13 protein-coding genes are annotated in these 15644 nt (G+C 68.3%); 2 read left to right on the forward strand and 11 right to left on the reverse strand.

Translation table 11 applies throughout. The features are described from left to right. Window positions 1–12: 12 nt before the first annotated feature. The 6 genes from AOZ06_RS39385 to AOZ06_RS39410 form a co-directional block, all read right to left on the reverse strand. Window positions 13–822 (reverse strand): ABC transporter permease, encoded by an 810-nt coding sequence (locus tag AOZ06_RS39385; RefSeq protein ID WP_083472226.1) that lies wholly within the window; start codon window positions 820–822, stop codon window positions 13–15. Beyond that, window positions 819–1796 carry an ABC transporter ATP-binding protein gene (locus AOZ06_RS39390; protein WP_236951891.1) on the reverse strand — a complete coding sequence of 326 codons (978 nt, stop codon included), beginning with the start codon at window positions 1794–1796 and terminating at the stop codon, window positions 819–821. The genes AOZ06_RS39385 and AOZ06_RS39390 overlap by 4 nt, the downstream gene beginning before the upstream one ends. After that, on the reverse strand, window positions 1789–2436 hold the full coding sequence (locus AOZ06_RS39395; RefSeq protein ID WP_054294023.1) for an ABC transporter permease: 648 nt from the start codon (window positions 2434–2436) through the stop codon (window positions 1789–1791). Before AOZ06_RS39395 ends, AOZ06_RS39390 begins: the two co-directional genes overlap by 8 nt. A 345-nt stretch (window positions 2437–2781) precedes the next feature. Further along, window positions 2782–4278, reverse strand: coding sequence for an MFS transporter (locus AOZ06_RS39400; RefSeq protein ID WP_083472227.1), 1497 nt, complete (start codon window positions 4276–4278; stop codon window positions 2782–2784). A gap of 94 nt (window positions 4279–4372) precedes the next feature. Continuing rightward, window positions 4373–5086 (reverse strand): TetR/AcrR family transcriptional regulator, encoded by a 714-nt coding sequence (locus AOZ06_RS39405; protein ID WP_054294024.1) that lies wholly within the window; start codon window positions 5084–5086, stop codon window positions 4373–4375. 87 nt (window positions 5087–5173) lie between these two features. Then, the gene (locus AOZ06_RS39410) at window positions 5174–5614 is read right to left on the reverse strand and encodes a DUF6299 family protein (protein WP_054294025.1); all 441 of its coding nucleotides are present in this window, start codon (window positions 5612–5614) and stop codon (window positions 5174–5176) included. Window positions 5615–5967: 353 nt separating this feature from the next. Between AOZ06_RS39410 and AOZ06_RS39415 the strand changes: the two genes are divergently transcribed. Continuing rightward, the gene (locus AOZ06_RS39415) at window positions 5968–7140 is read left to right on the forward strand and encodes a hypothetical protein (RefSeq protein ID WP_054294026.1); all 1173 of its coding nucleotides are present in this window, start codon (window positions 5968–5970) and stop codon (window positions 7138–7140) included. 248 nt (window positions 7141–7388) lie between these two features. On the opposite strand, the gene AOZ06_RS39420 is transcribed toward AOZ06_RS39415, so the two are convergent. From AOZ06_RS39420 to AOZ06_RS60705, 5 genes are read right to left on the reverse strand one after another with little or no spacing between them, the layout of a single operon-like run. After that, entirely contained in the window at window positions 7389–10118 is a 2730-nt protein-coding gene (locus AOZ06_RS39420) for a DUF5682 family protein (protein ID WP_054294027.1), read from the reverse strand. Continuing rightward, window positions 10115–11227, reverse strand: a complete 1113-nt coding sequence (locus AOZ06_RS39425) for an ATP-binding protein (protein ID WP_054297265.1) — start codon at window positions 11225–11227, stop codon at window positions 10115–10117. The genes AOZ06_RS39420 and AOZ06_RS39425 overlap by 4 nt, the downstream gene beginning before the upstream one ends. Before the next feature lie 21 nt (window positions 11228–11248). Then, window positions 11249–12619 carry a VWA domain-containing protein gene (locus AOZ06_RS39430; RefSeq protein WP_054294028.1) on the reverse strand — a complete coding sequence of 457 codons (1371 nt, stop codon included), beginning with the start codon at window positions 12617–12619 and terminating at the stop codon, window positions 11249–11251. Next, a complete protein-coding gene (locus tag AOZ06_RS39435) occupies window positions 12616–14031 on the reverse strand; it encodes a hypothetical protein (RefSeq protein WP_054294029.1) in 1416 nt (471 codons plus the stop codon). Before AOZ06_RS39435 ends, AOZ06_RS39430 begins: the two co-directional genes overlap by 4 nt. Further along, a complete protein-coding gene (locus AOZ06_RS60705; protein ID WP_225953008.1) occupies window positions 14001–14261 on the reverse strand; it encodes a hypothetical protein in 261 nt (86 codons plus the stop codon). The genes AOZ06_RS39435 and AOZ06_RS60705 overlap by 31 nt, the downstream gene beginning before the upstream one ends. Before the next feature lie 585 nt (window positions 14262–14846). Between AOZ06_RS60705 and AOZ06_RS39445 the strand changes: the two genes are divergently transcribed. Continuing rightward, window positions 14847–15401, forward strand: a complete 555-nt coding sequence (locus AOZ06_RS39445) for a hypothetical protein (protein WP_054294031.1) — start codon at window positions 14847–14849, stop codon at window positions 15399–15401. Window positions 15402–15644: the final 243 nt, after the last annotated feature.

Genomic DNA, 15644 nt, shown 5'->3' on the forward strand with positions numbered 1-15644 from the left:
TCGAACCGGTGGTCAGATTCCCTTTGGCCGCAATACCTCCTCCGCGACAAGCCCCAGCCAGTCGGCGACGAGGGCGAGAGCGGCGACGACGATGCCGTAGGTGACGCTGAGGATCGGCCGGTCGAGCCCGATGCCCGCGACGAGACCACCGCCGAGGCCACCCCCGCCGACGAAGGTGGCGAGCGTCGCGCTGGCGAAGGTGAGCACGAGGGCCGTCCGGATGCCGGCGAGGATCACCGGTACGGCAAGCGGGAGCTCGATCCGGGTGAGCACGGCCAGTTTCGGCATCCCCATGCCCCTGGCCGATTCGATGACCGTCCGGTCCACTCCCTCCAGCCCGACGATCGTGTTGCGCAGCACCGGCAGCACGGCGTAGACGACCAGCGCCACGACCACGGTGGTGGTTCCGGTGCCCATCCACAGGGCCAGGAGCACGACCAATCCGATGGACGGCACCGCCTGGCCGAGGTTGCCGAGCCCCAGTCCCACGGGCTTGATCCAGCGAGCTCCCGGGCGTGTGATCAGAACACCGAGCGGCACGGCGATGACGATCGTGCACACAGTCGAGAGGATCGACAGCCACACGTGCTCGCGCAACTCACGGGCGAGCTCGTCGCCGTCGAGATAGCGCGCCTCGATGGAGTCGGCCGGAATTCCGCGCACCACAAGGTAAAGCGTGACCAGGGCCACCACGATCAGGATCGGCCGCAGCACCAGTCCACGCCAGCCGGCGCGCGCCCGGCCGGCGATCGGCGGCGCGGTACCGGGCGCTGCTCCCCCGTCGAAGCCGGCAGGGTTCCGGTTCGGATCGGTGGCAGTCATGCCTGGACGTCCGTCTCGGTGGCCGGGCGGAGCACAGCCTTCAAGTGCGCGAGGTCGAGGACACCGAGAGCACGACCGTCCTCGGTGACCAGGACGGTGTCGCTGTTCTGGCCGAGCATGACGTTCAGCGCGTCGCGCAATGTCGCGTCAGCCGTGATCGCGGGGAGCTGGTCCACGATGGTGGGTGCCGCGGCGAGCTCGGCATCACGGACCCGCATCAGGGCAAGCTGTTTGAGGTGACCGCCCGCGCCGATGAAGCTGGCGACGTAGTCGTCGGCCGGTGCGGCGAGAATCGCCTCGGGCGTGTCGTACTGTGCGATGACCGACTGCGGGCGGAGCACCGCGATGCGGTCACCGAGCTTGAGTGCCTCGTCGAAGTCGTGCGTGACGAACACGATCGTCTTGCGCAGTTCGCGTTGCAGGCGCAGGAACTCGTTCTGCAACCGCTCGCGGGTGATCGGGTCGGTCGCGCCGAACGGCTCGTCCATCAGCATCACCGGCGGATCGGCGGCAAGCGCACGCGCCACCCCCACCCGCTGTTGCTGGCCGCCGGACAGTTCACGCGGGTAGCGGCGCGCGTAGTCGACCGGCAGGCCCACGAGTTCGAGCAATTCCTCCACTCGCGCGGTGATGCGCTTGCGGTCCCAGCCAAGCATTCGCGGCACGGTGGCGATGTTGTCGGCCACGCGCATGTGCGGGAACAGGCCGGTGTGCTGGATGACGTACCCGATGTTGCGGCGGTGCTCGTCCGCGTCGAGCGCGAGAATGTCGGTGCCGCCGATGGTGATCCGCCCCGACGTGGGCTCGATCAGCCTGTTGATCATCTTCATCGTCGTGCTCTTGCCACAGCCGGACGGACCGACCAGCACCACGATCTCGCCTGCCGGTATCCGCATCGTGACCCGGTCGACCGCCGGGCTCGGCTGCCCGGGGTACTGCTTGCTGACGTCCTCGAGCTCGATCGTCTCAGCCACGGATCCCCCTCGATGTCGTCAGCCTGCCGACCAGGCCGAACGCCAGGTCGAACAGCAGCGCGAGCAGCACGATGCCGAACGTCCCGACCAGTACCTGGTTGAGGGAGTTCGCCGCACCGAAACGGCCGAGGCCGTCGAAGATCTGGTTGCCGAGGCCCGGCCCCTTCACGTAGGCGCCGATGGCCGCGATGCCGATCGTCATCTGGGTCGACACCCGGACTCCGGACAGGATGACCGGCCACGCCAGCGGCAGGCGCACGCGCCACAGCAACCGGGACCGGCCCATGCCCATCCCCTGTCCCGCTTCGACGACCGCCTTGTCGACACCGCGCAGACCGACGATCGTGTTGCGGATGATCGGCAGCAGCGCGTACACCACGAGCGCGATCAGGACGTTCGTGGTTCCCAGACCCACGAGGCCGATGAGGATGCCGAGCAAGGCGATCGAGGGGATCGTCAGGAACGACGCGGTCGTGGTGGTCACCAGGGCCGCCAAGGCGAATCGCTGGTAGGTGAGCACACCGGCGGCCACGCCGATCAGCACGGCGATCAGCATCGCGACGATGGTCAGATTGGCGTGCCGGACCGCGTCGTTGTAGATCTCGACCAAGTTGTCGCTGATGTACTCGGTCAGGCTCAAGCGAGAACTCCCCGGCTCGCCGGGCGCACGCCTGTCCGGGCGATCGGGTCAACGGCCAGCACGTTCGTGATCACGATGCCCCTAACCGTGGAGGTGTGACCACACTACCAATTCGCGGAGCCCGATGTTCGTCCCGACGACAGGGACGAACGTGTCCCCTTCGCCGCCGGAGTGCTGGCATCCCGTGTCTGTCCTGCGCGAGACGCCTCGCCGCGCACCACGCGACTGCGCGATTCCCGCAGCAACGCGACGGGATCCAGCGCCGGTGCGCAGGGCTCCGCGCGTACGTCCGCTCGCAGCCGTTCGAGTTCGCCCCATACCTGTTGGTCTGCGATGAGGTCCCGGTCAGTGGTCATGCCGATGCATCGCGGTCGGGGCCGCGGATGTCACGTCATTCGTGATCGGGTCACCCCCAGCGGGGAAGCCGGCCTCCGCCGGATGTGGCCCGGTGCCGGGGTTTCGCCGTGGCAGGAGCAGACCGGCGACGGCCGCGACCGTGAACGCGATGATCGTGACCCAGGTGCCGGCGAGAAGTCCGGAGCGGTACGCGCCGGGTGACTCGCCTGCGCCCAGCACGCCGAAGAACACGACACCGACGACGGCTATGCCGAGTGCGTAGCCGATCTGCTGGAAGGTGTTGAACACGCCGGACGCGGCACCGGCGTGGTCGGTCGGGACGGTGGACAGCGCGAGGTCCATCAACGGCACGGCCAGCACGATCATGCCGATGCCGCTGAGACCGAGCGGCCAGATGAGGTCCCATCCGGACAGTGCGGTGTGCTTCTCGTCGACGACGAGCATGTACCACCCGAACGACAGCGCCTGGATCACGCCACCGATCACGACCAGGCTCTTGCCCGCCCGTGCCGCGAGCGGTGCGGCGATCGCCGTTCCGGCGAACGATCCCACCGTGATCGGCAGCATGGCCAGTCCGGTCTCCAGTGGACTGAACCGCAGGCCTTCCTGGACGTAGATCCCGAAGACCAGGGCGAAACTGCCCCAGCCGAGCTGGTACGTCAGCTGCACGGCCAGCCCGGCGGCGAAGGTGCGGTTGCCGAACAGGCCCGCGGGCACGAGCGGCGAGTCGTCGCGCCGGGACTTGCGTCGCTGGTGCCGTGCGAAGACGAACAGCACGACGGGTGCCGCGGCGAGCATGACCCAAACCCACGCCGCCCAGCCGTGGTTGTGTCCTTCGACCAGCGGGTAGACCAGGAGCAGCAGTCCGGCGGTGGCGAGCAGGACGCCGGTGAAGTCGAGTGTCAGGCGTCGCGTGGCGCGCGTGTCGGGCACGAACAGCAGCGTGGCCACGATCAGCAGGATGCCGATCGGTACGTTGATGACGAACACGCTGCGCCATCCCATGCCGAACGCGTCGATGGTGATCAGCCAGCCGCCGAGCAGTTGCCCGGCGAGCACACCGAGACCGCCCAGCGCGGCCATGACGCCGAAGATCGGGCCGCGTTCCGCCGGCTTGTACATCGCCTGGATGCTGGAGAGGACCTGGGGCACCATCATCGCCGCGAACGCGCCCTGACCGATCCGGGACGCCACGAGGACGCCGCCGGTCTGCGCGACCGCCGCCAGCAGCGAGGTCGCGGTGAACCCGCTGACACCGACCAGGAAGACCCGTTGGCGGCCCCAGATGTCGCCGAGCCTGCCGCCGGTGATCATCAGCGCGGCGAACGCGAGGATGTAACCGGTCAGCGTCCACTCCAGCTGGGCCGGTGTCGCGCCGATGTCGCGCTGGATGCTGGGCAGCGCGACGTTGGTGATCATGGCGTCCATCAGGTCCATGAAGGCGGCGACGATCAGCACGACCATCGCGATTCCCCTGCTTCTCATCGCATCCCCCTAAACTGCGTGTACCTCACGCATTGATTGCGTGAACCATACGCAATCAACGGGCGTGCAGTCAACGCCGCAGGTGGGACGTGGTTTACGCGCTGGTGAGCCAGTCCAGGACGCGAGTCAGACCGAACTCGAAACCGGCCTGATCGGCCTGGTCGCGGTCACGGGAGTCGACGGCGCCGCTCGCGATCATCCGCGCCAACGCCGGGTAGTCCTCCGCACGCACCAGCCCGCCCATGATCCTGGAGTACTGGGAAGCGGAGCCGCCGGTTTCCCCGAGGTCGGTGGCCAGCCTCGAACTGTTGCGCACATGCCCGTCGAGCAGCAGCAGGCCGTTGAGGCGATCGGTGTCGCTCAACCGTGTCCCAGCGAGGCACTGCAGGCCGTAGTCCACCCACGCGAGCGCGTTCGGCGTGGTGGGCAGGCTGCGGATCCGGACCTTGAGCATCCACGGATGCGCCTGGTAGGTCGCGAACATGCGGCGCGCCCAGAACTCCAGACCCGCACGGGGTGGCGACGCCGGCGGGGTGTCACCGGGGAGAGGACCGTAACCCAGGTCCAGCATCAGGGTCAGCAGGTCTTCTTTGGACTCCACGTAGCGGTAGAGCGACATGGTCTTCGTGCCGAGCTCGTCGGCCAGCTTGTTCATCGAGAACGTCTCGAGGCCGGTCCGGTCGACCAGGGTGATCGCCGCGGCCACGATCCGGGGCAGGGTGAACTTGGGCTTCGGGCCACTGCGGACCGGCGTGCGCAGGCCCCACGCCAGCTCGATCGCCGCGGGCAGCCGGGGATGCGCGTCCATCGGCGTTTCCGGCCCTTCCCGTCACCCTGCCGTGCTCCAATGCGTATAGCTTACGCAATGCCGCACTGCCGCGTGCCGACGCAACGGTCACGGCGAGGGAACCAACGTCACATCCTGTCCGCTGGAAGTCAGCACACCCGGCAGGGAAAGCGGGGTCATCCTCAACGTCAGCAAGGTGGCCGAAGCACGCGCGGGCCCGGCCTCGAACGGCGGGTTCTCGACCTTGCCGGAAGCGGTGAACGAGTGCCGCTGGCCGTCGCACACAGCGCGCTCGCCCTCGCCGATCGTGCGGCCACTCCCATCCTGCATCAGGCTGACAGTCACGAACACAGCCCTGGCCGGGTCATTGTTGTTGCACAGGTACGTCCCGGACAAGGTTACGGTCTTGTCGCCGGACAATTCCCCGTTCGGATTGATCGCGATCTCGTTGCCGGCTGCCCGCGTTGTGCCCGCGTCCGCGACCGGGCCGATAAATCCCACTACCACGACGCTGACAAAGGCCGCGACCCCGTAACGGTAACCACGCATTGTTCTTTCCCTTCCCGCTTCACGCGGACTATCCGGCTTCTCCGAACTGAAATGGTATGCCCGTTGCGGGGTGCGCTCAGTCAAAACGAGGTGCGGAACCCCCTATTGAGCGAACCGCAGCACCCTGACCGTGGCCGTGCTGGATCACGTGCGTTCCGTTTTTGCTGTGCACAATGCGCTCGGCGACCGGTAGCGCCCGCCTGATCGAACACGATGCCCGGGATGAGCGAGGACCGGAACCCCACCGGGCTGGGGCAACGCCGCTTCAGCACTCGCTCGGCACCGGGTCACGAACCCGGTTCATCGCCCACCTGTTTGGCGGATCCACAACATCCACGAATGGTGCGTGAACCATGAGAAATCGTCTCGCCGCGGCTCTGCCCGCCGTCCTGCCCGCCGTCCTGACAGTCGTCCTGACCGGCGCACTGGCCGCGGCGCCAGTGGCGGTCGCGGCCCCGCCCACAGTCATCGACCTGGGCACCCTGCCAGGTGACGCCTCCAGCACCGCCCTGGGCCTCAACCAGAACGGCGTTGTCATCGGGCAGTCCTTCACCAAGGACTCCTCGTCGACCACCGTCAAGGAACGCGCGGTGAAGTGGAACCCCAACGGCGTCATCACCGCATTGCCGACCCCACAGGGCGACACAAACCCGCACAGCAGACCCGTTGACATCAACAACTCGGGCGCCATCGCCGGCAACACCTACGGCGGCCAGGTCACACGCGCTCTGCGATGGAACGCGAACGGCACCATCACCACCCTCAAACCTCTACCGGGCGACACGTCCAGCAGCGCCGTGGCGATCACCGCGGACGGCACCGTCGCCGGGCATTCGTCCACGCCGTCCCGTCCAACCCGCGCGGTGCGATGGGCACCTGACGGAACAGCCATCGCACTCGCGATCCCCAGCGGGCACACCGAGTCGACATTCCGAGCCATCAACGACAACAACACGGTCGTCGGCTCCTCCCGGGGCGCAAGCGGGTCCGGCAAGGTCCTGCGGTGGGACGCGGACGGCACATACACCGACATCACCGCCCACGTCAACATCCCGTACCTGATCAGCAACACAGGAATCATCGCTGGATGGGGGCACACGCTCCACGGCGTGCAGCTGAACCCGGACGGGAGCACAGTCGACCTCGGCGCCTACGCGGAACCCTCCGCGATCGGCACCGACGGCACTGTCCTGGTCAACGTCGGCAACCCGCCCTTCTGGCACGCGGCCAAGCGTGCGCCGGACGGGACTGTCACCAGCCTGCCGAGCCTGCCCTCCGACAGCTTCAGTTCGGCGCGAGCCATCAACGACGCGGGCATCATGGTCGGCGGCTCGTCGATCCTGCGCAAGCCGCCGTCGCAGACGGAAAGCCATCCCGTCTACTGGCGTACCGATGGCAACGTGACCGCACTGGACCTCCTGCCCGGAGGCACAAGCGGTTACGCCCTGCTCATCAACGACTCCGGCACGATCACCGGGACATCCGGCTCAGCCAACGGAAGCCGAGCCGTGATCTGGCGGCTCTGATCCGACCGCTGGTGCCGTGTACGGCAGCGCTCCTGCCGTACACGGCATTGCCCCGGCGGAAACTCCCGTTTTTCCTTGCCTGGGTGATCCGGCAATGCCCGGGAACAAATGCCGCCCACGTTCCGGACGATCACCGGCGCGGGTTTGGGTGAATTCGTGCCGCAGGTCAGCCCGACGGTTCATTGTCGTGCGTGGATGATTTCGCCGTCCGGCCGCCTGTGCTCGGGTGCGGCAGGACGACAGCGTGTTCAGTTCGCCAGTAGTGCCTCCATTGCCTGCACTGTGTCCGGGTACTGCTTCAGCAACGTCACTCCATCCGCTGGTGCTTTCCATGCGTCGGTGCAGCCCAGCAGGTGTGCCGTCGCGTCACAGGTCGCCGGATAGGCGGCCAGCAATGTGGAGCCTGTCCCGGTCGTGACGGCCTGCACAGGCGCGGGGTCGTGTCGGGTGAGCCAGGGCGGGGTCCATTCGTCCAACGCGGACAACTTCGCGGGGAACAGGCGACCGGCTTCGCGGATGAGAAGCGGGACCATCTGCGCGCCCCGGCCGCGCAATGTGCTGATCAGCGTGGGTAACCACGGCAACAGCAACGGGTCCGGGAGTTGGGCGAAGGCGTTGGACATCGCCTCGACCACGAAGCCCACCAGGCCCGGCGCCGGTTCCAGTGCGTGCACGAAACCGCTCAGGTACCGCGGATAGCTGGGCAGCGCCAGTGGGTTGCCCAGCAAGGCGGCACACCGTGCGCGTAGTTGCTCACGGGTGAGGGTGCCGAGCTGGACCTGCGCCGCCCACAGCAGCGCCACCTTCGACGGCTCCTCCGGGTGGGATTGGGCCACGGCCAGTTCCAGTTGCGCGCGGTCACAACCGAGCGACAGTGCCAGGGATTCCATGCTGAACAGGAAGCCCAGCATCGCGGCCACCTGGTCGACGGTGGCGTCCTCCTCGGTGAACGCCGTCGGCAGCAAGGTGCAGTAGTGGGCGTAGCCGGTTCGGACGAAACGCTCGATCCACGGCGGTAGAACGGGTTCGTTGGTGCGGTAGTAGGTCAGCAGACGCCGCACCCGGCTGAGGACCTCCGGCGCGCCGTCGACCGTGCGTTCACCTGACAGCACCTCCAGCGCGTGGGTGCCCAATTCACCGGCCAGGCGTGCGCTGTGCAGGTAGCGGATCGCGTCCTCCACGGCTTCGAGGGCCTGTGCCGTGGTGGCTTGCGGGCCGTAGGCGACACGGCGCAGACGCTGCTCCAGGACCTGCTCGATGCTGACGCCCTCGTAGCCCAGTTCGATCAGGGACCGCTGGTGGGTGCCGAGCGCGAGATCCCAGGACTCCTGGATCGGGCGCTCACCGAGGCGCCGTTCACCCATGATCGGGCGGGCGGCGCCCTGAGGCATCAGGTGACGCAGCATCCACAGCAGGTCGGAGCACGCTTCGAGCTCCGGCTGCGAGGCGATGTCGAGCAGCGCCCGTTGGACGCCGCGTTGCTGGAGTTTCAGGTTGAGCGGGGCGAGCCGGTCGTGCACGTCACGGGCCAGCGGCGGCAGCGCGTCGTAGCCGACCTGGCCGATCCGGTCGCCGCCCATCATGATCTCGACGAGGCGGCGCACGTCACGGCGGCCCGGCACCACCTCCTTCTCGATGCACGTGATCGCCGCGTCCTGGAAGTCGTACGGCGTCGGCCGGGCCCGGTCGCGAATACCGGCCAGCATGATCGACGTCTCGAACACCGCGATCGCGTCGGCAGTCGAAGCGAGATAGCCGTTGCGCCGGGCCGCGCGCACGATCTCCACCGACCAGCCCAGCAACTCGGCCTCGTCCAGCCGGTCGAGCACCGGCGGGCGTTGCAGGAAGCCGGAAAGCTGGTCCACGGCCGCGACTTGCCCCACGGGCGCGGCCAGGACCGCGGGCTTCTTGGCCTTCTTCTTGCCGGACTGCCCTTCGAGTTGGAACGGTTTCACTTTGCTGCGGCGGAGGTTCTTGGCCCACTCGGTCGCGGCGATGGACACCGACCCGGCGGCCAGACCGAACTGGGCCTCGATGGCCGCGTGGCTGGACGGGATCAGGCCGTACTGCCAAGTGCTCGCACTGCGCGGGCTGATCTCGAAGCCGTCGGTACCGTGCACGCCGAACTCGGCGACCCGGCTGGCCGCGTGGAACGCGCCGCAGACGTACAGGCAGTCCGCCGGGTCGGTGCCGGTGGCGGCCAGGTGCTCACGCATCCGCGTCCACATGTGGCGTTCACGGTCCTCGTCCACCCGCACCCGGTGCGGATCGCCGGGAGCCAGCCGCCGGAACAGGCTGCCGATCAGGAACATCACCTGGCGGTAGGTGTCGTGGTCGCAGTCGCCGAGCGGGTGCTCGACGTACTGGTGCCACCACTCCGACCAGTGCCGCACCTTGCCGTGGTGCAGCAGGTGCTCCTCCAGCTCGGCGAACCGCGGCCGCAGGTCGCCGATCTCCACACCGACCGCGTCGCCGTGCAGCGCCTGCTCACCGGTGGGCGTCGTTTCCGTTCTCTGCCACTGGAACACGTGGTCGGCGGAGCGGTCCACCAACACCAGCTCCACCTCCGGGGTGTCCAGCGCGTAGGCGATCGCCTGGTACTCCGCGGACGCCTCGGTGATCGGCGCGACCACCGACAGCGGCGCCCAGTCGGCCGGGAACCCCTCGACCTCGCTGGCGAACGCCTGCACCGCCACGGGAAGGCGGCAGTTGCGCAGTTCGGTCAGCAGCGGCGCCATGTCCTCGCACAGCTCCAGGTAGATCACCTTCGGCTGTTTGTCCCGCAGCCGCCGCGCCATCGCCACGGCCGAAGCGGGAGAGTGGTGGCACACCGGGAAGATCTCCATCGGCTCCCGTACCGCGCGGTCGACGTCGTCGACCATGCCGAGCAGGATCCCTTCCAGCGCGTCCGGTCCGCCGGCGAAGACGGTCGCAGCCTCATGCAGCTGCGTGCGCAACGCTTCGAACACACCGCTCATGACAAGGTGGCGATCGTGTCGCGGCCGCCCGCCAGGAACTCCGGCCAGAGCCCGCCCTCGTCCTTGCTGCGCGGCTCGACCACTCCGTGCATGTATTTGTTGAGGATCGCCAGGTCCTCCGGGGCACGCCGGGACAGGGACCCGACGAGCGAGGACGCCAGGGTGTGCGCCGTGAGTGCCCGCTCGCCGAAGAAGTTGCTGTGCAGGATCGCGTCCTCCAGCACTCCGATCTGTTCCGCAGTGGACAGCGCGGACTCCAGCTTCTCGTCCTCGCTGCCCGCCGCCGCGGCGGCCTCGCGCAGATCCGCGAAGCTCCGCAGCAGCACGTCCAGCAGGGTGGGCGGCACATCCAGCTCGATCTGGTGGCGGCGCAGCAGCTCCTCGGTGCGGAACCGGACGATCTCGGTCTCGCTCTTCTTGTTCGTCACCACCGGGATGCGCACGAAGTTGAACCGCCGCTTCAGTGCCGACGACAGGTCGTTGACGCCCCGGTCGCGGCTGTTGGCCGTGGCGATGACGGAGAAGCCGGGTTTGGCGAAGACGATGTTGTCGCTGTCCAGCTCCGGCACGGAGATGTACTTCTCCGACAGGATGGAGATCAGCGCGTCCTGGACGTCGCTGGTGGACCGGGTCAGTTCCTCGAACCGGCCGATCGTGCCGGTCTCCATCGCGGTCATGATCGGCGACGGGATCATCGACTCGCGGGACTGCCCCTTGGCGATCACCATGGACACGTTCCACGAGTACTTGATGTGGTCCTCCGTGGTCCCGGCCGTGCCCTGCACCACCTGGGTGGAGTTGCGGGAGATCGCCGCGGCCAGCAACTCGGCCAGCCAGCTCTTGCCGGTTCCCGGGTCGCCGATGAGCAGCAGGCCGCGGTCGGAGGCCAGTGTGACGATGGCCCGCTCGACGAAGCTGCGGTCACCGAACCACTTCTGCGCCACTTCCCGGTCGAGGCCGTCGGAGCGTTCGGCGCCGAGTACGAACAACCGCACCATTTTCGGCGACAGCCGCCACGCGAAGGGCTTCGGGTTGTCGTCGACGGACTCGAGCCAGTCCAGTTCCTCGGCGTACTTCAGCTCGGCCGGGGCGCGCAACACGTCGGACATCATTGTGCCTTTCGGGAAAAGTCAGGAGGTCAGGAAGGTCTTGAGCTCGTGGACGAGCTTGCGGATGTGGCCGGAGAGCACCGGCGTGCCCAGGTCCTTGAACCGTTCGCGGAACCACGGGTTCACGCTGCCGCTGCCGGAACTGTTCACCGAGCCGACCGGGATGAACTTGGCGCCGGAGCGGTGGATCGCGGCCATGCTCTCGAACAGCGGCTCGCACTGCCATTCGTAGAAGTCGGAGATCCACACCACCACGGTGTTGCGCGGCTCGGCGATCTTCGGCTGAGCCAGCGCCATGGCCACCGTGCCGTCGGTTCCGCCGCCGAGGTTGGTGCGCAGCAGCGTCTCGAACGGATCCGACACCCACGGTGTGAGGTCCAGCGCCTGCGTGTCGTACGCGATCAGGTGGACGTCCACTTTGGGCAGGCCGGCGAAGATCGACGCCAGGATGGTGCAGTTGACCATCGAGTCGACCATGGAACCGGACTGGTCGACGACCGCGATCAACCGCTGTGGCGAGGTTTTGCGCGCCGTGTGCCGGTAGTGGAGGCGGTCGACGTAGAGCCGTTCCTCCTCCGGGCTCCAGTTGGTCAGGTTCTTCCAGATGGTGCGGTCGAGGTCGAGGTTGCGGAACACCCGCTTCGGCGGGATCGACCTGTCCAGCGCGCCGACCGTGGCCTTCTCCACCTGGGTGCGCAGCACCTCGGCAACCTCGTCCACGAAGCGGCGGATCAGCGACTTGGCGTTGGCCAGCGCCACACCGGAAAGGTTGTCCTTGTCCCGCAGCAGTTGCTCGATCAGCGACATACTCGGGGTGAGCCGGCCGGCCAGCGCCGGGTCGGCGAGCACCTCACGCAGGTGCATGCGCTTGACCAGGTCCGCTTCGAGCGCCGCGAGTTCCGGGCCGATCCGCGGGATGAGAGTGCTCAGATCCGGGGTGCCCGCGCCCATGCCGGTACCGGTCGGGCCGGCTTCGCGGCCACCGCGACCGCCGCGCAGTTGTCCCGGCCGACACCCCAAGGCACGTTCCAGCCAGGCCGCGTCCGCCTGCCAACGCGACAGCTGACCGGCGGAGACCGTGCCGGCCCCGGTGGCGAACACGTTCAGCAGCACCTTCGACACCAGCGCGGCACGCCGCACCTCAGCCGCCTTGTCGCGCTCACCCTCAGCCTCGGGCACCATCAGACCGTCGAACTCGGCGGCCAGGCCCGGGTGGCGCTGCACGATCGAATCGACGCCGGTCTGCGGATCGAGCACCGCGGGCGGCAGCCCGATGTCCTCGACCACGGCCACGCTCGCCGATTCCAGTGCGTGCTGTTCCTCGTTGTCGAACAGCCGGGCCAGCAGCCGCCAGTACAGGACCTGGCGGCGGTTCTCCTGCGCATCGGTCATTTCCGCAACAACCTTCCGGCGCGCTCGCGCAGCACAGCGGCGGCGTCGGTGGCTGCCTTCTCCGCTTTGACACCGGCCTTGTCCGTGGTACCTCCGGCCCAGGCCCCGGCATGCAGCGCCACGGTCTTCTTGCGCACAGCGGTCTCCACCGCCAAGGGCTGGACACGGAAAACCCCGGCGTCCCACCGAAGCAGGCCGATGCACGCGGTCGACGCCGCCACGGCCGCCGGTGTGAGCGGTCCAGCGACCGGGACGCGATCGGTGTCCACGGCCACCTGATGTCCGGCGATCGCGAAGCTCAGCGTGTCCCCGGACAGCTCGGCCGTGTACCCCTCCAGGAAGACGGGCACGGCGATCCGCACCGGATGCCGGTCCAGCGGCGCGGTCGGCGCGACGCTCGCCGTGGGCAGCGCCACCCGTGCCGTGGCGAAGGCGTCCGCGGGCTCACCTGGCCGGGCATGCTCGTCGCGCCACAACAGATCGCCCTCAGCGGTGACCGGCATGCCGGTGAGTTCCATCGACCGGCCCTCGCTGGCCGCCGCCAGCAACGACAAGTGCGGGCGCAGCAACTGCCAGATCCCGGCGCCGATGACTGTGTCCGGTTTGGGCACGGACACGCTGGCGCGCACCAGCATCGGCGTGGTCCCGTCGGCGGGTTCGAGCACTGCGTGCACCTGAGCCTGCGCGGCGGTCGCGTGTTCGTGCAGATCCACACCCAGCGGCAGAAGGCGGCCGGTGACCGTGCCGCTGGAGGCCTGGGTCGCGCCGGGCAACGTCAGCAGCATCGCACGCGACCACAGATCTCCCCAGCGGCGCAAGGGAATCCGCACCAGCGCGGAGCCGGGACAGGAGGCCGCCAGCTCGGCCGCGAACCCGTCCACCAACGCGGCCAGCCGACGCAGGCCCGGCTCCGGCAACAGGGCGGCGATCACCGGCGCGGCACCGGAGACCAGATCGTGGTCGATGCCCTGCCACCCGGCGCGCGCCAGATCCGACAACCAGGTTCTGGCCGCCAGCAACAAGTTCTCCGGCTGGCCATCGCCAGGTGTCGTGACGGCCTCGCCCGCCGCGGCCCGGCCCGTCGCCTGCTCGATCCGCGCCATCAGCGCGTCGTGCACCGAGCCGAACAGGGCGACTCGCGCCGCCGCAAGGGAAACGAAGTGTTCCTCGCCCGCGGCGCCCGCCGCCGCCTTCTCCACCGCCTCGGCCACCCTCGCTGCCAGGGGCGATGCTGCCATCGCGTCCGCCAACGCGGCCAGCCCGGCGGCTTGGGCAGGTTGTGGCCGCAGCAGACCGGCGGCCAGCGCCTGGTCGACGGCGGCCACGGCGGCCAACGCCTCGTCGAGCCCGTCGACGGGATCCACCAGCAGGTCGGCCCGCATCACGCCACCACCCTGGTCGGCGGGAACCACTGCATCTCCGGCACAGCGGTGGTGGTCGGCGCGAGTTCCAGATAGGCCAGATGCCGCAGGAACTGGCTGAAGACGACCGCGGCCGCACTGGTGTCACCCTGCGGCGGACGGGCTTTCCACGTCGCCCGCAGGATGCTGTCGGCGGTCACCTCCTCCTCCGCCGCGACTTCCACCCGCAGATACCTGGCCACGCGCTCCGCGCCGTACTGCAACACAGCCTCGGTGACCAAGGCGCCGATATGGTTGCAGAAGTTCCCCCGAGCGCCCCCACAAGGGCGATTGTTGTTGGTACTACACGCGAACTCGTAACTGCCCACCGCAACTGACGAAACGTACACCCGCCCCGCGTCCGAGCCACTGGACACCACACCCTGCAACCGCCCGTCCGCCAACTCCACGAACGGGACCTTGGACAGCTTGCGAGGGCGCGCGGGCGCCAGCACCCGCGCCGTGCTCGAACTCTCCCACTCTGACACCGCGCAATCTCCTAACCGCCACAACCCACTCCCACCGGATCAGCGAGAGCGGGAAGAACATAGCGGCCACCACCGACAGTTTTGATCTTGCCAGGTCAGGGCAGTTGCCCGCCCGGATGCGAGCCGCTGCCCGACGCCCCGGACGGGGCATCGGGCAGGTAGCCCACGGGTGGCCAGCACGGGCGTGAAGACGGCGTATGCCGCGTTGTCGTGCCGGATGCGAATGGAAACACCGTCTCCGTCGCGGAGGCGCCTGTCAGCCGGTTTGGCCGCTTGCCCCCGGCAGCACCAGGGCATCTACTCCACTACATGGACAACGGCAAAGCTGAACTTGTCCACGTGGGGGAATACCAACCGAACCCGAAGGAGCCGAGCGTCCGGCGGGCGTTGCCGGACCACTCGGTCTCGGCCACTGTGCCGCTGACGCCCACACCTGACGATCCGGTGTTCACCGCGGCCGTCACGTTGTCGTGCTACGAATGCGGAGAGGAGTATCGGGTCGGGTTGTTGAGGCCCTCGGTCATGCTCAGGCGCTCGGCACGCAAACTGTCGCCATGGGCCTCCCCCTGGATCACAGTGGCACTCGAACTCCTCCTGGGGCTGGGTTTCCTTCCCGACTTGATGATGTACGACGATGACGACGACGCGGCCATGGCGTACGTCTTGTTCTCCGTCTTCGTTCTCATCGCGACCCTCCCCCTTTACCTCGCCTGGCAGGACTTCCACCCGCTGCGCGGCGACATGACCAAGGTGGCCGGTTCGAAGCCGCCGAGCGAAGAACACGGCTGGGTGCGGACCCGGCCAAGTGGCCGGATGACCGCCTACGCCCGCGGCGAAAGCCGCCGCGTCCACCGGCTCAAGCAGCCCGACCCGCAGGAAGATCCTCCCGCCTGATCCGGCAGCCGTCCATCGTGGACACCTCCGACCGCGCCCCCGCCGAAAGCGTCACTTGGTGACCTCACGGAACGCAGCCTGGGTGTTCAGGTCGATGTTGCCCAACTCGCACACGTCCTGCGGGCCGCCTGGCGCCGACATAGGCTTGACCCAACCAGCCTCAGCCCGGCATCGAAGTCCTGACCACGTCTTTCCAGCGCGAGCTTGTTCGCGGACGCCGGTGATGGCGTCCGCGAACGTCGC

The organism is Kibdelosporangium phytohabitans, assembly GCF_001302585.1.
Lineage (GTDB): Bacteria > Actinomycetota > Actinomycetes > Mycobacteriales > Pseudonocardiaceae > Kibdelosporangium > Kibdelosporangium phytohabitans.